General features: G+C 57.0%; 20 protein-coding genes. 4 read left to right on the forward strand and 16 right to left on the reverse strand.

Going from position 1 to position 19,900, the window contains the following annotated elements:
- Nucleotide 1: 1 nt before the first annotated feature.
- The 9 genes from ASD54_RS24905 to ASD54_RS24945 all read right to left on the reverse strand — a co-directional run bounded on the left by ASD54_RS24905 (nucleotide 2) and on the right by ASD54_RS24945 (nucleotide 10,499).
- Nucleotides 2-745, reverse strand: a complete 744-nt coding sequence (locus ASD54_RS24905) for a nucleotidyltransferase family protein (RefSeq protein ID WP_062557293.1) — start codon at nucleotides 743-745, stop codon at nucleotides 2-4.
- Nucleotides 746-750: 5 nt separating this feature from the next.
- Entirely contained in the window at nucleotides 751-2,271 is a 1,521-nt protein-coding gene (gene tsaE, locus ASD54_RS24910) for a tRNA (adenosine(37)-N6)-threonylcarbamoyltransferase complex ATPase subunit type 1 TsaE (protein ID WP_062557294.1), read from the reverse strand.
- Entirely contained in the window at nucleotides 2,268-4,727 is a 2,460-nt protein-coding gene (locus ASD54_RS24915; protein WP_244484850.1) for a PAS domain-containing sensor histidine kinase, read from the reverse strand. The genes tsaE and ASD54_RS24915 overlap by 4 nt, the downstream gene beginning before the upstream one ends.
- Before the next feature lie 312 nt (nucleotides 4,728-5,039).
- The gene (gene ahcY / locus ASD54_RS24920) at nucleotides 5,040-6,440 is read right to left on the reverse strand and encodes an adenosylhomocysteinase (RefSeq protein ID WP_062557296.1); all 1,401 of its coding nucleotides are present in this window, start codon (nucleotides 6,438-6,440) and stop codon (nucleotides 5,040-5,042) included.
- A gap of 146 nt (nucleotides 6,441-6,586) precedes the next feature.
- Complete coding sequence (locus tag ASD54_RS24925) at nucleotides 6,587-6,862, reverse strand: HPr family phosphocarrier protein (RefSeq protein WP_062557297.1); 276 nt, start codon at nucleotides 6,860-6,862, stop codon at nucleotides 6,587-6,589.
- An 8-nt stretch (nucleotides 6,863-6,870) separates the two neighbouring features.
- Nucleotides 6,871-7,272, reverse strand: coding sequence for a PTS sugar transporter subunit IIA (locus tag ASD54_RS24930; protein ID WP_062557298.1), 402 nt, complete (start codon nucleotides 7,270-7,272; stop codon nucleotides 6,871-6,873).
- 107 nt (nucleotides 7,273-7,379) lie between these two features.
- Nucleotides 7,380-7,871, reverse strand: a complete 492-nt coding sequence (locus tag ASD54_RS24935) for a hypothetical protein (RefSeq protein ID WP_062557299.1) — start codon at nucleotides 7,869-7,871, stop codon at nucleotides 7,380-7,382.
- The gene (locus ASD54_RS24940; RefSeq protein WP_062557300.1) at nucleotides 7,868-9,676 is read right to left on the reverse strand and encodes a sensor histidine kinase; all 1,809 of its coding nucleotides are present in this window, start codon (nucleotides 9,674-9,676) and stop codon (nucleotides 7,868-7,870) included. The genes ASD54_RS24935 and ASD54_RS24940 overlap by 4 nt, the downstream gene beginning before the upstream one ends.
- Nucleotides 9,677-9,773: 97 nt before the next feature.
- On the reverse strand, nucleotides 9,774-10,499 hold the full coding sequence (locus tag ASD54_RS24945; RefSeq protein ID WP_137133620.1) for a response regulator transcription factor: 726 nt from the start codon (nucleotides 10,497-10,499) through the stop codon (nucleotides 9,774-9,776).
- 327 nt (nucleotides 10,500-10,826) lie between these two features.
- Here ASD54_RS24945 and ASD54_RS24950 point away from each other — a divergent pair, with 327 nt between their 5' ends.
- Nucleotides 10,827-12,437 (forward strand): phosphoenolpyruvate carboxykinase, encoded by a 1,611-nt coding sequence (locus ASD54_RS24950; RefSeq protein ID WP_062557302.1) that lies wholly within the window; start codon nucleotides 10,827-10,829, stop codon nucleotides 12,435-12,437.
- Between the two features lie 133 nt (nucleotides 12,438-12,570).
- Nucleotides 12,571-13,005: an alternative ribosome rescue aminoacyl-tRNA hydrolase ArfB gene (arfB, locus tag ASD54_RS24955; RefSeq protein ID WP_062557303.1), complete on the forward strand. Its 435-nt coding sequence runs from the start codon at nucleotides 12,571-12,573 to the stop codon at nucleotides 13,003-13,005.
- A gap of 51 nt (nucleotides 13,006-13,056) precedes the next feature.
- Here arfB and coaA read toward each other — a convergent pair whose 3' ends face one another.
- From coaA to hisB, 7 genes are read right to left on the reverse strand one after another with little or no spacing between them, the layout of a single operon-like run.
- Nucleotides 13,057-14,049, reverse strand: coding sequence for a type I pantothenate kinase (coaA, locus tag ASD54_RS24960; protein WP_062557304.1), 993 nt, complete (start codon nucleotides 14,047-14,049; stop codon nucleotides 13,057-13,059).
- Complete coding sequence (locus ASD54_RS24965; RefSeq protein ID WP_062557305.1) at nucleotides 14,046-14,369, reverse strand: phosphoribosyl-ATP diphosphatase; 324 nt, start codon at nucleotides 14,367-14,369, stop codon at nucleotides 14,046-14,048. The genes coaA and ASD54_RS24965 overlap by 4 nt, the downstream gene beginning before the upstream one ends.
- An 11-nt stretch (nucleotides 14,370-14,380) precedes the next feature.
- On the reverse strand, nucleotides 14,381-15,157 hold the full coding sequence (gene hisF, locus ASD54_RS24970; protein WP_062557306.1) for an imidazole glycerol phosphate synthase subunit HisF: 777 nt from the start codon (nucleotides 15,155-15,157) through the stop codon (nucleotides 14,381-14,383).
- A complete protein-coding gene (gene hisA / locus ASD54_RS24975; protein WP_062557307.1) occupies nucleotides 15,154-15,897 on the reverse strand; it encodes a 1-(5-phosphoribosyl)-5-[(5-phosphoribosylamino)methylideneamino]imidazole-4-carboxamide isomerase in 744 nt (247 codons plus the stop codon). The genes hisF and hisA overlap by 4 nt, the downstream gene beginning before the upstream one ends.
- Before the next feature lies 1 nt (nucleotide 15,898).
- Nucleotides 15,899-16,549 carry an imidazole glycerol phosphate synthase subunit HisH gene (hisH, locus tag ASD54_RS24980; RefSeq protein ID WP_062557308.1) on the reverse strand — a complete coding sequence of 217 codons (651 nt, stop codon included), beginning with the start codon at nucleotides 16,547-16,549 and terminating at the stop codon, nucleotides 15,899-15,901.
- Entirely contained in the window at nucleotides 16,549-17,031 is a 483-nt protein-coding gene (locus ASD54_RS24985) for a DUF2628 domain-containing protein (RefSeq protein ID WP_062557309.1), read from the reverse strand. The genes hisH and ASD54_RS24985 overlap by 1 nt, the downstream gene beginning before the upstream one ends.
- A 14-nt stretch (nucleotides 17,032-17,045) precedes the next feature.
- On the reverse strand, nucleotides 17,046-17,642 hold the full coding sequence (gene hisB, locus ASD54_RS24990; protein WP_062557310.1) for an imidazoleglycerol-phosphate dehydratase HisB: 597 nt from the start codon (nucleotides 17,640-17,642) through the stop codon (nucleotides 17,046-17,048).
- A 191-nt stretch (nucleotides 17,643-17,833) separates the two neighbouring features.
- On the opposite strand from hisB, the gene hslV reads away from it, so the two are divergent.
- A complete protein-coding gene (gene hslV, locus ASD54_RS24995; RefSeq protein WP_062557311.1) occupies nucleotides 17,834-18,361 on the forward strand; it encodes an ATP-dependent protease subunit HslV in 528 nt (175 codons plus the stop codon).
- A gap of 77 nt (nucleotides 18,362-18,438) precedes the next feature.
- Nucleotides 18,439-19,746 (forward strand): ATP-dependent protease ATPase subunit HslU, encoded by a 1,308-nt coding sequence (gene hslU, locus ASD54_RS25000; protein ID WP_062557312.1) that lies wholly within the window; start codon nucleotides 18,439-18,441, stop codon nucleotides 19,744-19,746.
- Nucleotides 19,747-19,900: the final 154 nt, after the last annotated feature.

Raw genomic sequence — 19,900 nt, forward strand, 5'->3', positions numbered from 1 at the left:
GTCAACCTGCTCCGGACGCGATCAGCTGCCGTGTCCCGAGAAACCCTTCCGCAGCCTCCAGTCCGTCGGGAGAGCCAACCGTAATCCAGTGACCGCTCAGCATCGTGCCGAAAAGCCGACCGTTCCGTATGGCTTTGTCAAAATAGATGTTCAGGTTGAATGGTTCGTCTGGCGCATCGGCAAAGAAGGCCGTATTCACGACGAAAGCACCGGCATAGACGACAGGCGTTGGATCGCCTTCGGAATACCGCGTGAGCCGTGCCTCGGCATCCAGATTGAAGTCTTTCTTTCCGTCGTGGCCGATAGCCTGCTCCAGCGTAACGCACAGCATGGCCATATCCATCCGATCGGGATCAAAGAACTGAATCAGTTCGCGCAGATTGGAAAACTGATTTTCCGGCTCGCCAACCCAGAAGAGGTCGGCATTCATGACAACCACGGGACCGTCCGGCAAGAGCTTCAGCCCTTTGACGAGACCGCCACCATTGTTCATCAACCGGTCCCGCTCATCCGAGATCAGGATTTCCATGTCCATGCGCTTCGCCAGATGCGAGAGCATCATATCGGCGTGGTGGTGTATGTTGATGGCGACTTTCGTCACGCCTGCTTCCGCAAGGCTGTCCAGCACGTAATCGATCATGGGACGGCCGCCCACAGGCACGAGCGGCTTTGGCAATCGGTCGGTGATCGGGCGAAGGCGAGTGCCAAGCCCAGCGGCCAGTACCATCGCGTTCTGGATAGTCATAAGGATCAGGTCCGTGATTCGCTGACGTCGATCCCTGCTTGTGCCATCCATTGCCGGAGCGGCGCAAGAACGGGATGTTCAAGAACCGTAGCGAGATAGCGAAGCGTCCGAGGCATGTGCTTCAGATATCCCGGTTTCCCGTCACGCTCCTTCAAGCGCACCCATATGCCTGCGAGCTTGCAATTGCGCTGTGCGGACATGATGGCGAAGGCCTTCAGAAAACTTGTCTCGTCGAAATTTCCCTGAACGTGGCGAAGTCTGAGATAGTGTGCCAGCAAGGCATCGCCCAGCGTGGAAGGAATATCCACGCGGGCGTCCTGTACGAGAGACGCCACATCATAGGCGGTTGGACCGATCATCGCATCCTGGAAATCGATGAGGCCGATCCGGCGCAATTCTTCCTCATGCGCCTGCCAGATAAGATTGGGCGAGTGATAGTCTCTCAACAGAAGATGCCGCTCGCAATCACCAAGCTCTGCGATCAATCCGTCCCAGACGCGAGAATAGCTTTCCCGTTGGATATCGGTGGCCTGTATGCCACCGTTCTTCCAGGGGAGGTACCAATCGATCAGCAAACGCGTCTCGATCTTCATTGCAACAGGATCGAATGGCGGAACCTGATGTTGGTGCTGCGTGTCGACGGCGATGATCGTTGGCGCCGTTTGGTGATGCAGATGTGCCAGACAGTCGATGGACGCCATGTAGCGTTCAGTGATTGGCTTTCCGCCATCGTCCAGAACGCCGCTGTGCCCAAGATCTTCCAGCAGAAGCAGACCGCTATCGAAATCGCTGGCCACGATATCCGGGGCGCGCAACCCGATGTCGCGCAGGTATTGCGCAATTGCGACAAAGGGCAAAACCTCTTCCGCCAGATGCGCAACTTTTGGATAGGGCTTGCCATCCAGCACGGGAGGACCATCCGGTCTGCGTGGCCAGTCCATGAGGATGTATCGTTTGCCGTCCTGGCAAAGAAGCGTTTCATAGGCGCGTAAAGAGGCGTCCCCGGTCAGATACCGCCGTTGTCCATCGGCATAGCCGTGTTTTGTCAGAAACTGCCGGATCAACAGGGCGCGGCTGATTCGCGCCATGGCAGTGCTTGAGCCGGTGATTTCGACACGCCGCCCTGCGCCTTCATGCATCAGGGTGAGGCGGATGCGATCCTTCGGCAGCTCCGTAACGGCCATTTCCGGCCATTCGACGAGACAGATACCATCAGAGAGCGCCTCGTCGAGCCCCAGTTCGTCGAGTTCGGATCCGTCTGCCAGACGATAAAGATCGAAATGCGAGATGGGAATGCGCAGGTCATAGCTCTGGACCAGAGTAAATGTCGGGCTTGGGACCTCTAGCTCGGAATCTTCCGCCATCGCACGGATAAAGGCTCTGGCCAGCGTCGATTTACCGGCTCCAAGGTCACCTGACAGGCACAGGCAGTCACCGGGCTTTAGCGCCAGCGCCAAATCTTCGCCGAGCCGGATCGTTTCCGCCTCGTCTTGCAAAAGCAGAGAGATCACGGATGCGCTGCTCATTCGGCTGCGACAGAACGAGCATAGACGGCGCTCGGAATACGGCAGGTGACGGTGGTGCCGACGCCCGGCTTGCTGTCAATCTTCACATCGCCCTTGTGCAGATGTACAAAGCTTTCGACGATGGACAGGCCGAGGCCTGCGCCGCTGCGCTTGCCGCCCTTGCCGCTGGAGAAGCGGTTGAACACCGTCGGCAGAACCTCTTCCGGAATACCGGGACCATTATCGGCCACGGAGAAATAGACATTCAGGCCTTCGCGCCAGCTGCTCAACGTGATGGTTGACCCTTCCGGTGCAAAATTTGCGGCATTGGTAATCAGCTTGATCAGGATCTGTTTCAGGCGCTGTTGATCCGCCACGATGCTTCCCATGCCGCGTGGCGCGACAATCTCGAGCATGACACTGTTCTCGTTCAACCTGTCTGCAATCTGCATGGCAACGTCGTCCAGCAGATCATCAAGCTCCACATCGCTGTAGCTCAGCTCCATGATCCCGGCATCGACCGTTGCAAGATCAAGAATGTCGTTGACGATGGTGAGAAGCACTGAAGAAGAGGTAGAAATATGATCCACATATTCCGACTGGCGTTCGTTCAACGGCCCGATTCCCGGCGTCTTCAAGAGATCGGTGAAGCCGATGATGTTGGTCAGCGGCGAGCGTAGCTCATAGGAAACGTGCTGAACGAAATCGTTCTTCAGTTCATCCGCCTTGCGGAGCGCCTCGTTCTTTTCCTTCAGTGCCCGCTCAGCCCGCGCACTGTCCGTCATATTGACGAAGGTCAGCATGGTCTGCGCATTGGGAAGCGGGATGACGGCGTAATCCAGAACGATGCCGGAGGTCAGCTCGAATGTGCCTTGTAGCGACGGACGTTCATCGTCGAAGTTCGTCAGCATCTGGCCAAAGAGGCGCCAGCCGTCCGGCTTTTCGTATTCCACAGCGCAGGCGGCTTCGATGGCCTTGATATGCGTGCCGGGCTTTGTCTGTTCTTCCGTGATACCCCAAAGCGCTCGGAATGCCGGGTTTGACAGGCGAATGCGACCATCCGGACCAAACACGGCAACACCCTCGGCGAGATGATCGATTGTCTCGCCCTGTACTTTGACGAGCGTATTATAGCGGGTCTCAAGATCCACCTGCTCGGTCAAATTCTCGAAGACCCAGGTCACGCCGCCCTGCGGATGTGCGGTCGCAATGACCTGAAGCGTCTGACCGTTTGGCAGATGCCATCTGTTCGTCTGCGTGTCGAGCGCACGATAAACAGAGAGAACCTGTTCCTTCCAGTTCCGCCAGTTCAATTGCTCTGGTAGCTTGTTTCGGCTGCGCAGCTTGTCGAGCAGTTCGTTATGATCCGGATGGCTTTCAAGGAAGCCAAGTTCGAGATCCCACAGGCGGACGAAAGCCTGGTTGTAGAACTGCAGGCGCTGCTCACGATCGAAAATGGCGACAGGCGTGGCCAGATGATCGAGCGTTTCCGCGTGGCTTGTCAGGGTGCGGGCCAGTTCCGCGCGGATGGCTTCGGCTTCCGTTACATCGATTGCCATGCCGGCAGAACCGGCAGACGCAACGACGTCCACGACCTCGAACAGTGTGCGATTGCCGCGAACGACGGTCGAAATGCGATCGTGATACGGTGAGGTCGGTGTTGCGGCTGCCCGAATCTGTTCGCGCGCAATCGTACCGAGAAACTCGCGGCTTTCACGCACTGCCTGCGCCGGGCTGGAAGCCTCTACAGCATCACCATAGGCATGGTTGACCCAAGCAAGTTTGCCTTCCGCGTCGCGATGCCAGACCGGTTGCTCCAGAGCATCGAGAAGCGACTGGAAGAGGTTCATGGAAGACACGAGCCGTTCTCGCTCGATCTTGAGCTCAGCAAGCTCCGCTCTGAGATTGTTCAGAGCAATGAAGCGCACAAAAGCCTTGCCCCCGGAAACACGCCCCTGAACTTCCAGAATCTCGTCGCGTTGCGTTTCGACCACCAGATCGAAAGTGCGGCCATCGGAACGCAAGGTCTCGATGCCCCGCTCAAGCTCGACTGCGGAGTGAGCGCGGATCCACTTGCCAAATGCCAGAAACTCGCGGTCGTCTGCCGGCGCGCCGGTTTCCGTTGGAAGTTGGCCGAGAATTTCCGGCCTCGAAGGACCCGCCTCCCAAATGACGATACGCCGGTTCTTGTCGGCAATCAGGGCTTCATATTTCGAAATACGCTGTTGTGCGTCAGAAAGCGCGCCGCGTATCTCCTGGCTTTCCGCTTCCAGATTGCCCTTCTGGCGCATCAGCCAGATGGTTGAAAGCAGTGCCGCCGCGATGGCGCCAATGGCAAGTGACGAGAAGATAACCTCCGAGGACGAGAACAGGCGACCGGTGGGAAGAACGCGTTCCTGCGCAAGCGCTGCCCCAGCGAAGCCGGAAAGCGCCGTGCTCGCCAGGCCAAGCCGGAATCCGTTGTAGAAGCGGCGCATGCCAGATGCTCCTGATTTCTGCCACTGTCCAGCCATGCGCTTCCATTCACCTCGAGACGTTCGCGTAACGTCATCGTTTGCGCCAACAGCCTTGCGTGAGGCTAAATTCCTCGTCTTCATTCAGGTCTGTCTCCGTCCATGTGCCGCATCGTCGACAAGACATCCCGGCCCGCGTGGGACTTGTGGTCCCCACGAATCAAGTCTCGAAACAATATCTGCTTCGGAAATTGGGGCAAAGGGCGACAGCCAAAAAAGAAGCCGCGGAATGTCAATTCCGCGGCCTTCAGGATCTTGTGGATAGATGAGGTGATATCAGTATCTGTAGTGCTCAGCCTTGAACGGGCCTTGCTGCGATACGCCGATATAGGCTGCCTGCTCTTCGGAAAGTTCCGTCAGTTTCACGCCAAGCTTCGCCAGGTGCAACCGGGCTACCTTTTCGTCCAGATGCTTCGGCAGAATATAGACGCCTGGCTTGTATTCATCGGTCTTCGTGAACAGTTCGATCTGGCCCAGAACCTGGTTGGTGAACGAGGCAGACATGACGAAGGACGGATGACCGGTCGCATTGCCGAGGTTCAGCAGACGGCCTTCCGAAAGCAGGATCATGCGGTTGCCCTTCGGGAACTCGATCATGTCGACCTGTGGCTTGATGTTGGTCCACTTGAGGTTCCGAAGCGATGCGACCTGAATCTCGTTATCGAAATGACCGATATTACCAACGATGGCCATATCCTTCATTTCGCGCATGTGTTCGATGCGGATCACGTCCTTGTTGCCGGTCGTGGTGATGAAGATGTCGGCGGAGGAGACGACGTCTTCCAGTTGAACCACTTCAAAGCCATCCATGGCGGCCTGCAGCGCGCAAATCGGATCCACTTCCGTCACCTTGACGCGAGCGCCAGCGCCAACCAGCGAGGCTGCGGAACCCTTGCCCACATCGCCATAGCCGCAAACAACGGCCACCTTGCCAGCCATCATGACGTCGGTTGCGCGGCGGATTCCATCCACCAGAGATTCCTTGCAGCCGTACTTGTTGTCGAATTTCGACTTGGTGACCGAATCGTTGACGTTGATGGCCGGGAAGGGCAGTAGACCCTTCTTGGCAAGTTCATACAAACGGTGAACGCCTGTCGTCGTTTCTTCCGTCACGCCCTTGATGGCTTCGCGCTGCTTCGTGAACCAGCCGGGAGATGCCTTGAGACGCTTCTTGATCTGAGCGAACAGGATCTCTTCTTCTTCCGAACCCGGATTGGAAAGAACATTCTCGCCAGCTTCGGCACGAGCACCCAAGAGGATGTACATGGTGGCATCGCCACCATCGTCCAGGATCATGTTGGAGACGCCGCCATCGGTCCACTGGAAGATCTTGTCGGTATATTCCCAATATTCGGTCAATGTTTCGCCCTTGACGGCGAAGACCGGAATGCCGGCAGCTGCGATCGCGGCTGCAGCGTGATCCTGGGTCGAGAAGATGTTGCAGGAGGCCCAGCGGACATCGGCCCCGAGAACTTTCAGCGTTTCGATCAGGACAGCTGTCTGGATCGTCATGTGCAGCGATCCAGAAATCCGCGCGCCCTTGAGGGGCTTGGTCTCACCAAACTCAGCACGGCAGGCCATCAGGCCCGGCATTTCAGTTTCGGCAATGTCCAGTTCCTTGCGGCCAAAATCGGCAAGCGCGATGTCAGCGACGATATAGTCTTTTTCAGTGCTCATTGTGGGTCTCCAGCTCTGCTTTCGGTCTGCCGCAAATCGGCGACCAGCAAGGGGTTGGGCCGACCTTCGCAAGTCGACAGTGCTGCCTGCCATGTAGCAGGGTTCCACAAAACTAGCAATAAGGATATAAAGAAGTCTTTATATGATTACATCTCTTCGCCAAAACGATCTTCGACGAGGCGTGCCAGAGCTTCGATTGCCGCCTCTGCCTGAACGCCGCTGGCGCTGACCTCAATCGTACAGCCGGGACTTGCGGCCAGCATCATCAATCCCATGATAGAGGTACCACCGACTGTCATGCCATCTTTCGAAACTTCGATACTGGCATCGAAACCTTCGACCATCTGCACAAACTTGGCGGAGGCCCGTGCATGCAGACCCCGCTTGTTGATGATGAGCAATTCTCGCGTAATGGACGACATGGAGCCTTTCACTTGCCGCTCAGGACACGGCTTGCCACGTTGATGTATTTGCGGCCGGCATCGGAAGCCTCCACCAGAGCCTTCTGCATGTCGTTGTCGCCACGAACGCCTGCGAGCTTGATCAGCATCGGCAAGTTCATGCCAGCAATGACTTCGGTCTTGCCACTGCTCATGACGGAGATGGACAGGTTGGAAGGAGTGCCGCCGAACATATCCGTAAGGATGATGACGCCGGAACCTGAATCGACCTTCTCAACGGCGTCCATGATATCCTGACGCCTTCTGTCCATATCGTCTTCCGGACCGATACAAACGGTCTCAATGTTTTTCTGAGGACCGACAACATGCTCCAAAGCATGTCGGAATTCCTCGGCCAGCTTGCCATGGGTGACAAGCACAAGTCCGATCATGTTGAGTTCTTCCCCCACTACACAATATCGTCCATGGTTCAATTTTGCACTGCAACAGACCCAAGGCGGTGGGAAGCCATCTTGTCCATGTCACAACGAAGTGCAAGCTAAAAATCAAGCAAGGAGAGTTCGCGGAATGGGCTTTCGTGACAAAATTCCGGTCGAACTGCTGCCAAAACGATCAGCGGGGCCGGATGATCATGCCGCAGGCGCATCATCGGCAAGGATCCACGGACACCAAGATCAAATACTTCGTCTTCTGGCGGCAGACGCTCCTCGACCCGGTCTGCCAAGACGCAAATGGCAAGGTGAAGAGGGGCGCGATCTATGCTTCGCAGACGACCGATACCGGTGCCGCGAACCTCAATCAACCCTGCGATGGAAGGCGGGCGAACGGCATGGATCTCATCGGCATGCCTTTCGATCAAAACCTGGTCATCGCTGATGAGAGCCGCATAAGCATTCAAACTCGCCGCATGCTGCAGAAGCGAAAGGGCAAGACTTGTCTTTCCGCTTCCGGACGGCCCAGTTAGCAGCAGGCCACGCGTTCCGATCACGATTGCGGTAGCATGCAGGTTGAACGCATCTCCTGCCGTCACGCAGCCTCTCCCATCGGAAGCGACAACGTAAAGCGAGCTCCAGTGACAGTTGTGCCATCCATCAGGTTTTCAGCCTTCAGCGTACCGCCATGGGCTTCAGCGATCTGGCGACTGATGGACAGACCGAGACCCGAATTCTGGCCAAAGCTTTCACCTTCGGGTCGGTCCGTGTAGAACCGTTCGAAAATGCGGTCGATATCCTCGGCGCGGATGCCGGGACCATTGTCGTCCACCTGGACGATGCAGCGGCTGCGGCTCTTGAACAATTTAACGGTGATCCGTCCATCCTTGTCCGGCACAAAGGAGCGCGCATTCTCGATCAGGTTCGTGATGATCTGTCCGAGGCGAAGATCGTGACCATGGACCTTATAGACACTCTTGGCGCCCGGCTTGTGGTCGACGATGAGTTCAATGTCGACCGGCTTGCGCCCGCTACGGATCTGGCGAGAGATCTCGACGAGATTACCAGCCAGTGCCTCCATATCCACCGGTGCCGCGTCCGAACGAGCCAGTTCCGCATCAAGACGCGAAGCATCGGAGATATCGGTAATCAACCGGTCCAGGCGGCGTACGTCATGAAAGATGATGTTGGTCAGGCGCTGTTTGGATTCCTCAGTCTTCGCCAGAGGCAGCGTTTCGACCGCGCTTCTGAGTGAGGTGAGAGGGTTTTTTAGCTCGTGACTGACATCGGCAGCAAAGCTTTCGATGGCGTCGATGCGGTCGTATAGCGCATTGGTCATATCGCGAAGCGCGATGGAAAGATTGCCGATCTCGTCCTGACGCGCGGAAAAATCCGGAATTTCTTCACGCTGCTTCACCCCACGGCGAACACGGATGGCCGCTGCCGCCAGACGGCGAAGCGGATTTGCAATCGTGGATGAGAGAAGGAGGGACAGCAGGATGTTGACAAGCGTTGCGACCCCGAAGACGCGCATGATGGCCAGACGTTCCGCATGCACGATGTTGTCGATATCACCCGCCTGTGTCGAAAGCAGCAGGACGCCGAGAACGGCCCTGAAACGCTGGACGGGTACGGCGACGGAAACGATCAATTCACCCTTGTCGGTGACGCGAACGACGGCCCCGCGCACGCCGGTCAATGCATTCATCACTTCCGGATAAATGGATCCGTCACCGCCTGGAGCTTCCCGGTAGGCAGGCAGATTGCCCGGCTGAAGCAGACGGTTGAATTGGCTCGTAAGCCATTCCGGCCAGGTCTGGGATTCTCCCTCGACGGGTGGAAGTTCGTACCGCAGCACCTGGCCGCGCGAGTAGAGGTGGCGTGAATCGAGCAGCAGGTTCGCATCAGCGTCGAAAAGACGGGCGCGGGTTCTGGTAGGCGAAATGAGGCGCCGCAGCACTGGCGCGACCCGCTCCGGATCGATCGGGAATTCCAGATCCTCATCATTCGGAACCGGCGTAATGCTTTGCCCAGCCTGCAACTCCAGAAGCTTTTCCGGATCGATGGTGATCGAATTCGTATCGACGGAAGCCGAGGCTGAAATGGCACCGGCGATGATTTCGCCCTGGGTCAGAAGGCTCTCGACGCGCGCATCGATCAGCCCCTCGCGGAACTGGTTCAGGTAAAGGATGCCTGCAACCAGCACCACGGTCGCCGCGATGTTAAAGAACAGAATACGACGGGTAAGGCTCGAAAAGACGGCATTGCCGAAAATACGCCGGATCAGCGTAAAAGGATGCGTCCATACCCGCCGCGCCGGACGCGGCGTCTCGCGCTCGGCCTCATCGGGCTCGCGGGTATGAAATGTCTGATCGGCCAAGGCCAGGTCCTTTCCAGAGGCCATCCACCGAAACCCTGCTTACGTGCAGCTGTCACGGTGATTCGTGCCTTATATCCGCTCCGCGCCCGCAATGGCAGGGGCACCGGTCTGGATGCGCAGGTCAGGCAGCCTCGCGGAAACGATAGCCGACACCATAGAGCGTTTCGATCATGTCGAAGTCCGTATCGACCATCTTGAACTTCTTGCGAAGCCGCTTGATGTGACTGTCGATTGTTCGATCGTCTACATAGACCTGCTCGTCATAGGCCGCATCCATGAGGGCGTCGCGGCTCTTCACCACACCCGGTCTCTGGGCCAGCGAATGCAGGATCAGGAACTCGGTGACGGTCAAGGTCACGGGTTCGCCTTTCCAAGTGCAGGTATGGCGCTCCTGGTCCATCGCCAGCTGTCCACGTTCCAGCGTACGGGCTGCTTGGTCTGCGGCCGATTTGGGCGTCGCACCCGCGACAGAGGCTCCTTCACGAGCGCTGGCACGACGCAGTATTGCCTTGACGCGCTCTACCAGCAGGCGCTGCGAGAAGGGCTTGGTGATGAAATCATCTGCGCCCATCTTCAGGCCGAACAATTCATCAATCTCTTCGTCCTTCGAGGTGAGGAAGATCACCGGAAGGTCGGATTTCTGGCGCAGGCGACGCAGAAGCTCCATGCCGTCCATACGGGGCATCTTGATGTCGAATATGGCCAGCTGGGGCGGCCTTGCCAGAAGACCGTCAAGCGCGGACGCACCATCAGTGTAGGTTTCAACCCGGTATCCTTCTGCTTCCAGCGCGATGGAAACTGAAGTCAGGATATTTCGGTCGTCATCTACCAGGGCTATCGTCTGCATTTTCTCTGTCTCCGCCATACTACACGCGTCTCCTGGATTGTGGCCCAGCCGAGCTTCTGCTCCGGTCAGCATGTGTTTGGGGATAAAGGTGGAACAAATTGTGGCAAAGATAAAGAGGGTTCCACACTATCAAATTTAGCCGAATTTGAAGCACCGCGGGAATAGGCAAAAGTCATACCTATTCAAACCGATTTAAAAATAGAAAAAAATCTTTAAATCGATTAAATATATGATTTTATTGATTTTTTCTAAATTCCGCCCTTGCTCTTTTTAAAAAATCGTGGCTAGCGTCATTCAAACGTCAACATGGCTGAAGGAAAACGCGTCATGGAGCAGCACGGAACTTACAATCCGTCGAATAGCATTGAAGCTCTCGGGCTGGTTGGTGCTCAGCGCGTCAACTATAACCTGAACGAGAGCGAATTGTATGAGGCAGCCCTTCGCAATGGCGAAGCTGAACTCACGATCGATGGCGCGCTGCGCGCAGTGACAGGCCAGCACACAGGCCGCTCGCCCAAGGATAAGTTCGTCGTCCGCGATGCAAATACTGAATCCACCATCTGGTGGGACAACAACAAGCCACTGTCGCCCGAGCACTTCGAAGTTCTGCGCCAGGACATGCTCGCCCATGCACAAGGCAAGACACTTTACGTGCAGGATCTGATCGGCGGCGCTGATCACGATAACGCCCTGCCCACCCGCGTGGTGACGGAACTGGCCTGGCACGGTCTTTTCATCCGCAATCTGTTGATCCGCCCGGATCGCTCCACACTCGCAAGCTTCCAGCAGAGGCTGACGATCATCAACCTGCCAAGCTTCCGTGCCGACCCGGCGCGTCATGGCTGCCGGTCTGAAACCGTCATCGCCTGCGATCTGACAAACGGCCTCGTCCTGATCGGCGGCACGTCTTACGCTGGTGAGAACAAGAAGTCGGTCTTCACAGTCCTGAACTACCTTCTGCCGCAGAAGAACGTCATGCCGATGCATTGCTCGGCTAATGTGGGCGCAGAGGGTGACTCGGCAGTCTTCTTCGGCCTGTCGGGCACCGGCAAGACGACGCTCTCGGCTGATCCGAACCGTACGCTCATCGGCGATGATGAGCACGGCTGGGGCGAGAACGGCATCTTCAATTTCGAAGGTGGCTGCTACGCCAAGGCGATCCGTCTTTCTGCGGAGGCAGAGCCGGAAATCTATGCTGCGACACGCCGCTTCGGCACGGTTCTGGAGAACGTTGTTCTTGATGAGAACCGCGTCCCGAACTTCGACGATGCATCACTGACGGAAAACACCCGTAGCGCCTACCCGCTGCACTTCATTCCGAATGCGTCGGCGACGGGCATTGCTCCGCATCCGAAGACCATCATCATGCTGACGGCAGATGCCTTCGGTGTCATGCCACCTATTGCAAAGCTCACGCCTGAGCAGGCCATGTACCACTTCCTGTCTGGTTACACCGCCAAGGTGGCCGGTACGGAAAAGGGCGTGACGGAACCAGAAGCAACTTTCTCCACCTGCTTTGGTGCGCCGTTCATGCCGCGCCATCCGACGGAATACGGCAATCTTCTGCGCGATCTGATCGCCAAGCATGAAGTCGATTGCTGGTTGGTCAACACCGGCTGGACCGGTGGCGCCTATGGTGTCGGTCGCCGTATGCCGATCAAGGCAACGCGCGCTCTTCTGACTGCGGCTTTGAATGGTGAGTTGAAGAAGGCGGAATTCCGCACGGATGCAAACTTCGGCTTCCAGGTTCCTGTCAAAGTTCCGGGCGTGGAAACCGCAATCCTCGACCCACGCTCGACTTGGGCTGATGGAGCAGCCTATGACGCGCAGGCCAAGAAACTGGTGACCATGTTCATCAACAACTTCGCCAAGTTCGAAGACCATGTGGACAGCAAAGTCCGGGATGCCGCTCCGGGTGTTCTTGCCGCCGCCGAGTAAGAACAGACCTCTGGGACGGCTGGTGGAAGCCTGACGTTCAGCGAACCGATGCGCTTACCCAGAACCGCCGGTGCCTCGTGCCGGCGGTTTCTTTTTGGTCGACTTTATGAAATAGAGGGGACCGGAGACTTTCATGGCCAGCGACCCCCTCATCATCAACAGCCGCATAACGATTGCCGGATGGGAACTGACGGAGCAGTTCGTTCTGGCGGGCGGACCAGGCGGTCAAAACGTCAACAAGGTTTCGACGGCTGTTCAGCTTTTCTTTAATCTCCTGGGCTCGCCATCACTTCCAGACCGGATCAAGGAAAATGCCTCCAAGCTTGCGGGCCGTCGTCTCAGCAAAGAGGGCGTGCTGATCATCGAGGCCAACCGCTTTCGCAGTCAGGAGCGCAACCGCGAAGATGCTCGCGAACGGTTGAAGGAGCTTCTCCTGGAAGCAGCAAAGCCGCCGCCACCACCACGCCGGAAAACCAAGCCCAGCAAGGGTGCCATCGAGCGACGCTTGAAGGAAAAATCAGGCCGTTCCGAAGTCAAGAAGATGCGTGGGCGCCCGAACGGGGAATGATGCCACGATTGATAGGCAGCGATGGAATTTCAATCGTGGCCGATGGATCGCCTACAGTTTGCGGAGCGAAACCGTCTCAACAAGATGGTTGCTGCCTTTACGCAAAATCAGATCCGCCCGAGGTCGGGTCGGCAGAATGTTCTGACGCAGGTTCTTGAGATTGATGTTCTGCCAAAGGCCCTCGGCGATTTCAAGCGCCGCATCCGCATCGACTGATGCATAGCGCTTGAAATAAGAACTCGGATCGCGAAACGCCGTTTCACGCAACCGCATGAAACGCTGAACGTACCAATTGTGGATCAGCGATTCTTCCGCATCGATATAGATCGAAAAATCAAAGAAATCGGAGACCATCGGCACGATTGTGCCATCCGCTGGCAGCGTACGGGATTGCAGCACGTTGATACCCTCGAAGATCAGGATATCCGGCCTGTCAACAATCGTGAACTCATCCGGCAAAACATCGTATGTCAGGTGGGAGTACCGGGGTGCTGGCACATTCGGTTCGCCCGCCTTGATGGCAGAGAGAAAGCGGAGAAGTGCCCCGATATCATAGCTTTCCGGAAAGCCCTTGCGCTCCATCAGGTTTTCGCGCTTTAGCACCGCATTCGGAAACAGGAAGCCATCCGTGGTGATCAGATCCACCTTCGGACTGGACGGCCAACGCTTCAGCAATTCCTGAAGAATGCGGGCCGTGGTGGATTTGCCGACAGCCACAGATCCCGCGATGCCGATCACGAAGGGCGTCTTCACCTGATCCGAGAGGCTCAGAAAGCGGTTCCGCTGCTGGAACAGGAGCTGTGACGCTTCCACATGGGCAGATAACAGGCGCGACAGTGAGAGATAGATCCTGCGAACCTCGTTGAGGTCTATCGGGTCGTGCAGAGAGCGCAGGCGCTGCACTTCGTCCGCGGTGAGCGTCAGTGGCGTGTCAGCCCGGAACCGCGCCCACTCCTCGGATGTAAACAGAAAGAAGGGCGAGTAATTGATATCGCGGTTGCTTTCCGGCATATCGGAACCAGTGGGCTGGGTGGCGATCGTCATGTTGGTTTCCGGCTCGCCTTTTCCTGCAGGCCCGATTGAGCCGTGCGGCGTTGCAGTTGTTCCAGTACATCCTGTAGCGGAATACCTGCAATCTTCAATACGACCAAGAGATGATAAAGAAGATCAGCGGCCTCTGATTTAAGATCCTGCCGGTTATTCTGAATGGCTGCAATGACAGTCTCGACCGCCTCTTCGCCCAGTTTCTTGGCCGCCCGCTCCTGACCGGCGGCCACGAGCTTCGCAGTCCAGGATTCCGACGGGTCAGCTTTCGCGCGTTCCGCAATAATCTGCTCGAGATCGGTCAGAGAAAATCCGCTCATACGTTCTCTCCTCAATCCAGGCGCATGGCTATACCGCGATCAGCCATGTAGCGTTTTGCCTCACCGATCGAATAAGTTCCAAAGTGAAAAATGGAAGCTGCGAGGACTGCGGTTGCGTGGCCCTCGGAAATGCCTGCCACCAGATCGTCGAGATTGCCTACGCCGCCGGACGCGATGACAGGGACGCGAACTGCATCGGCAATGGTGCGCGTCAGAGCAAGATCATAGCCGCTTTTTGTCCCGTCACGATCCATGGATGTGACAAGAAGCTCGCCAGCCCCTTTCGCGACCATCGTCACAGCGAACTCGACAGCATCGATCCCCGTAGCCTGGCGTCCGCCATGGGTAAAGATCTCCCACCTAGGGGCTTCGTGTGCACTGGAAACGCGCTTGGCATCGATCGAGACAACGATGCACTGGTTGCCGAACTTGTCCGCAGCCTCGGCCACGAAGTCAGGGTTCTTGACTGCGGCGGAGTTGATCGAAACCTTGTCGGCACCTGCGAGCAAAAGCTTGCGTATGTCGCCGACGGCGCGCACACCACCACCGACAGTCAGGGGCATGAAGCAATGTTCTGCCGTCTGAGCCACGACGTCAAAAATGGTATCGCGATTGTCGGAGGAAGCAGTGATGTCGAGAAAGCACAATTCGTCCGCGCCGGCCGCATCATAGGCTTTCGCTGCTTCAACAGGATCGCCTGCATCGATGAGATCAACAAAGTTGACGCCCTTGACCACGCGGCCGTCTTTGACATCCAGGCAAGGAATGACACGAGCCTTCAGCGTCATGGGCGGGCCTCCTTGGCAGCGCGAATCACCGCAAGCGCTTCAGTCGGATCAATGCGGCCATCATAGAGTGCACGGCCGGAAATCGCGCCCTCGAGTCTGGCCGCGTCTGGCTTCAGCATGCGGTGGATATCGTCCAGAGAGGCAAGGCCGCCAGATGCGATGACAGGAATGGAAACCGCCTCGGCCAGTTGCAGGGTCGATTCCCAGTTTATACCCGTCAGGATGCCATCACGATCGATGTCGGTATAAATAATGGCTGTGACACCGGCACCTTCGAATTTCTTAGCCAACTCAATAACGCCGAGCTCGGATGCTTCCGCCCAGCCTTCCACGGCCACTTTTCCGCCTTTGGCGTCTATGCCGACAGCGATCTGGCCTGGGAACTTCTCGCAGGCTTCGATCACGAGGGCGGGATTGCGAACGGCAACTGTGCCCAGGATGACGCGCGTCAGTCCACGCGACAGCCAGGCTTCGATGTGGTCAAGCGTGCGGATGCCGCCGCCCAGTTGAACCGGGTTCCTGGTTGCTTTCAGAATGGAATCGATCGCGAAACCATTGCGGCTTTCGCCCGCAAATGCGCCATCCAGATCCACCACATGTAGCCACTCGAACCCTTGATCCTCGAAGGCCTTTGCCTGTGCTGCAGGATCGGGATTGTAGATCGTAGCCTGGTCCATATCACCAAGCTTCAGGCGAACGCATTGGCCATCTTTCAGGTCGATGGCAGGAAACAGGATCATCTCAGGGCATCCAGCGGAGGAAGTTGGAAATCAGGGCGAGACCAAGTGTCTGGCTCTTTTCAGGGTGGAATTGCGCACCGGCGGTGTTTTCGTGCGCAACGAATGCAGTCATCGGACCGCCGTAATCGGTTGTCGCCACTACGTCTTCCGGATTTGATGCTGCAAGATGGTAGGAGTGAACGAAATAGGCATGCAAACCATCAGGCCCCGTCGCAATGCCGTCGAACAGCGCGTGTGGTCGGTTGAGCGTCAGCGTGTTCCACCCGATCTGTGGGATCTTCAGAGCAGGATCCGACGGTGTCATTTCCGTCACGTCGCCCGCAATCCAGTTCAAGCCTTGCGTCGTCTCCTTCTCGAGGCCACGCGTCGACATCAATTGCATGCCGACACAAATGCCAAGAAAAGGATGGCCCTTGTTCTCGACAACGTCCCGGAGGGCCTCTTCCATCCCAGAAACAGCGGCAAGACCGCGCCGGCAGTCGGCATAGGCTCCGACGCCCGGAAGAACGATCCGGTCAGCACTTGCCACGACATCCGGTTTGTCCGTGAGGCATATTTCCGCATCAAGGCCCGCCTCGCGTGCGGCGCGCTCAAAGGCCTTCGTTGCCGAGCGCAGATTGCCTGAGCCATAGTCGATGATTGCAACGCGCATTAGCGTCTTCCTGTATCAAATAGTCCAAAGGACGGGCCGTACTGGGTTGCGGGAGAAGCTTCCGCGGAAAGTTTCGTCCAGTCGGTCTTTGGTGTTGTCATCTGGCGCACGTCGCCAGCAGGACCAGCGAAATAGATCTGCTCGGCTGAAGCAAGATCCGGTGCAGTCACGACGGTATCGAGAACCCAGCCACGTCGCATCAGTGTCCGAACCAGCATCTGTCGTCCTTCGAGACCGGTCAGGAGGGCAATGGAGAGTTGCGCAGCCATTCCGGCGAAAAACAGACCGGGACGGTCAGCAAGCCACCCTGCGGCGAACTGTGCCGTCAGAACTGCGATTCCCCAGAGCCAGCAGCGATTGAACAGGAGCCAGAGCCCGGGAAACACAAAAGCCGTCCACACCATCCGGTCAGCGATAAACCGCGTCGAACGATGGTCCGGCTCGGCTCCTCCCGGTGGGGTCAGAACGATATAGCTGATCACGAAATCTCCTGACCTTAAACGAGCGTGCCCTTCGTCGAAGGAACGCGGCCTGCCTGACGCGGATCGATCTCGGTTGCCGTGCGCAATACGCGGGCCACCGCCTTGAAGCAGGTTTCCGCGATGTGATGGCTGTTGGCACCGTAATGGTTCAGGACATGCAGAGTGATCCCCGCATTCTGCGAGAGCGCCTGGAAGAACTCGCGAACGAGTTCCGTATCGAATGTGCCAATTTTCGGTGCCGTGAAGGTTACGTTCCAGACAAGGAAAGGGCGACCGGAAAGATCGACCGCGGCCTTGGTCATGGTTTCGTCCATGGCAAGATCCAGCGATGCATACCGGGTGATCCCGCGGCGATCTCCAAGTGCCTTGGAAATCGCCTGACCGATTGCGATACCGGTATCCTCCACGGAATGATGATCGTCGATGTGCAGATCGCCCTTGCAGTCGATCTCCATGTCGATCAACGAATGTCGCGACAATTGCTCCAGCATGTGGTCGAAAAAACCAATGCCGGTCGAGATCTTGGAGGTGCCGGTCCCGTCCAGATTGACGCTGACGGAAATGGACGTCTCGTTGGTCTTGCGCGAAATCGAAGCGCGGCGTTCGCTCATTGTACTCACCGGTTCCTGAACACGGAAAACATTGCTGCTGCTTATCAGCCGCCCGCTTCCCGTGCAAACGATTCCGAATGGACGGTCGAGGTCGAACGATTTGCAATCCGCCGCCTCACACTTACATGTGCCTCAACAGCCGGAATCAACCGGGAATGATGTCTCCGCACAGGCGGAGCAAAAGGTGAGACATGACGACAATCATTACCGTCCGCAAGGGCGGAAAGGTGATCATGGCAGGTGACGGGCAGGTGAGTCTCGGTCAGACGGTCATGAAGGGCAATGCACGAAAGGTTCGGCGCATCGGCAAGAGCGGCGATGTCATTGCGGGCTTTGCTGGCGCGACGGCGGATGCGTTTACGTTGCTGGACAGACTGGAGCGGAAGCTCGAACAGTATCCGGGGCAATTGATGCGTGCCGCAGTGGAGCTTGCGAAGGATTGGCGTACAGACAAATATCTGCGCAATCTGGAAGCAATGATGCTGGTGGCGGACAAGCAGATCACGCTTGCCATCACAGGCAATGGCGACGTGCTCGAGCCGGAACATGGAACCATCGCCATCGGCTCCGGCGGCAACTATGCCTATGCTGCAGCGCGCGCTCTGATGGATACGGACAAGTCTGCGGAAGACATTGCCCGGCAGGCGCTCGATATTGCAGCCGATATTTGCGTCTACACGAACCACAATCTGGTCGTTGAAACGCTGGATGCCGAATAACTCCGTCAGAACTATTGTGAAGGGCTCCTCGGATCGGGCCGCAAGGCCGATCTAAACGGAGATGCCAAGAGGACATCATGACAAACTTTTCCCCACGAGAAATCGTTTCCGAGCTGGATCGGCACATTATCGGTCAGCAGGATGCCAAGCGTGCCGTTGCTATTGCGCTTCGCAATCGCTGGCGCCGTCAGCAACTCGATGAAAGCCTGCGCGATGAGGTCATGCCGAAGAACATCCTGATGATTGGCCCGACCGGTGTCGGCAAGACCGAGATTTCTCGCCGTCTCGCGAAGCTGGCAGGTGCTCCTTTCATCAAGGTCGAAGCAACGAAGTTCACGGAAGTCGGTTACGTTGGGCGCGATGTCGAGCAGATCATCCGCGACCTCGTTGAAATCGGCATCGGGCTGGTGCGCGATAAGAAGCGCGCCGAGGTTCAGGCGAAGGCACATGCAAGTGCCGAAGAGCGCGTGCTGGATGCTCTTGTTGGCTCCACCGCATCTCCCGCCACCCGCGACTCATTCCGCAAGAAGCTTCGTTCCGGCGAACTGGACGATAAGGAGATCGAGATCGAGGTCGCCGATACCGGAAGCGGTGCATCGGGCTTCGAAATTCCGGGCATGCCGGGCGCCAATATTGGCGTGCTCAATCTTTCCGACATGTTCGGCAAGGCCATGGGCGGACGTACCAAGAAGGTTCGCACAACGGTTTCGAAGTCTTACGGCGATCTCATTCGAGATGAATCCGATAAGCTGATCGACAATGAAGTCATCCAGCGAGAAGCCGTTCGCTCGGTTGAAAATGATGGTATCGTCTTCCTCGATGAGATCGACAAGATCGCAGCGCGGGATGGCGGTATGGGGGCAGGGGTGTCCCGCGAAGGTGTGCAGCGTGATCTCTTGCCTTTGGTAGAAGGCACGACAGTTTCCACCAAATATGGTCCGGTCAAGACAGACCATATTCTGTTCATCGCATCTGGCGCTTTCCATGTTGCAAAGCCGTCAGACCTTCTCCCTGAACTGCAGGGTCGCCTGCCGATCCGGGTCGAACTGAAGCCGCTCTCCAAGGAGGACTTCCGGCGTATCCTGACGGAGACCGAGGCAAGTCTCATCCGTCAGTACAAGGCGCTGATGGAGACCGAGCAACTTGCGCTCGATTTTACAGAGGATGCGATCGATGCGCTTGCCGATGTGGCGGTGCATCTCAATTCCTCGGTAGAAAACATTGGTGCGCGGCGTCTGCAGACGGTGATGGAGCGGGTGCTGGACGAAATTTCCTTCCACGCGCCGGATCGCCCCAATACTGAAGTGACGATCGATTCGGCCTATGTGCGCCAGCATGTCGGCGATATTGCTGCCGATACCGATCTTTCTCGCTATATTCTGTAACGCCGCTTGTATGCCGAGTGGCAAGGGCGCAACGCGCCCTTGCCTTCGATGATCCTTTTGACGGGAAATTGAAGCACTCAGGCTCGCCTTGTCGCTCTACATTCAGTATGGGTTCATACCCATAAGTGCCTTTTATTTCGGATCTCTGATTCGT

Source organism: Rhizobium sp. Root149, assembly GCF_001427345.1.
In the GTDB taxonomy this organism is placed as follows: domain Bacteria; phylum Pseudomonadota; class Alphaproteobacteria; order Rhizobiales; family Rhizobiaceae; genus Neorhizobium; species Neorhizobium rhizoryzae.

Bases quoted from the DNA above. Each gene is read 5' to 3' on its own strand.
- arfB (WP_062557303.1), top strand. From the start codon at position 12,571: ATGGCCAGCGACCCCCTCATCATCAACAGCCGCATAACGATTGCCGGA.
- hisA (WP_062557307.1), bottom strand. From the start codon at position 15,897: ATGATCCTGTTTCCTGCCATCGACCTGAAAGATGGCCAATGCGTTCGC.
- tsaE (WP_062557294.1), bottom strand. From the start codon at position 2,271: ATGAGCAGCGCATCCGTGATCTCTCTGCTTTTGCAAGACGAGGCGGAA.
- hslV (WP_062557311.1), top strand. From the start codon at position 17,834: ATGACGACAATCATTACCGTCCGCAAGGGCGGAAAGGTGATCATGGCA.
- ASD54_RS24940 (WP_062557300.1), bottom strand. From the start codon at position 9,676: ATGGCCTCTGGAAAGGACCTGGCCTTGGCCGATCAGACATTTCATACC.
- hisH (WP_062557308.1), bottom strand. From the start codon at position 16,549: ATGCGCGTTGCAATCATCGACTATGGCTCAGGCAATCTGCGCTCGGCA.
- ASD54_RS24930 (WP_062557298.1), bottom strand. From the start codon at position 7,272: ATGATCGGACTTGTGCTTGTCACCCATGGCAAGCTGGCCGAGGAATTC.
- ASD54_RS24915 (WP_244484850.1), bottom strand. From the start codon at position 4,727: ATGCGCCGCTTCTACAACGGATTCCGGCTTGGCCTGGCGAGCACGGCG.
- ahcY (WP_062557296.1), bottom strand. From the start codon at position 6,440: ATGAGCACTGAAAAAGACTATATCGTCGCTGACATCGCGCTTGCCGAT.
- hisB (WP_062557310.1), bottom strand. From the start codon at position 17,642: ATGAGCGAACGCCGCGCTTCGATTTCGCGCAAGACCAACGAGACGTCC.
- ASD54_RS24945 (WP_137133620.1), bottom strand. From the start codon at position 10,499: ATGCAGACGATAGCCCTGGTAGATGACGACCGAAATATCCTGACTTCA.
- hisF (WP_062557306.1), bottom strand. From the start codon at position 15,157: ATGACGCTGAAGGCTCGTGTCATTCCTTGCCTGGATGTCAAAGACGGC.
- ASD54_RS24905 (WP_062557293.1), bottom strand. From the start codon at position 745: ATGACTATCCAGAACGCGATGGTACTGGCCGCTGGGCTTGGCACTCGC.
- ASD54_RS24925 (WP_062557297.1), bottom strand. From the start codon at position 6,862: ATGTCGTCCATTACGCGAGAATTGCTCATCATCAACAAGCGGGGTCTG.
- ASD54_RS24965 (WP_062557305.1), bottom strand. From the start codon at position 14,369: ATGAGCGGATTTTCTCTGACCGATCTCGAGCAGATTATTGCGGAACGC.
- hslU (WP_062557312.1), top strand. From the start codon at position 18,439: ATGACAAACTTTTCCCCACGAGAAATCGTTTCCGAGCTGGATCGGCAC.
- ASD54_RS24950 (WP_062557302.1), top strand. From the start codon at position 10,827: ATGGAGCAGCACGGAACTTACAATCCGTCGAATAGCATTGAAGCTCTC.
- coaA (WP_062557304.1), bottom strand. From the start codon at position 14,049: ATGACGATCGCCACCCAGCCCACTGGTTCCGATATGCCGGAAAGCAAC.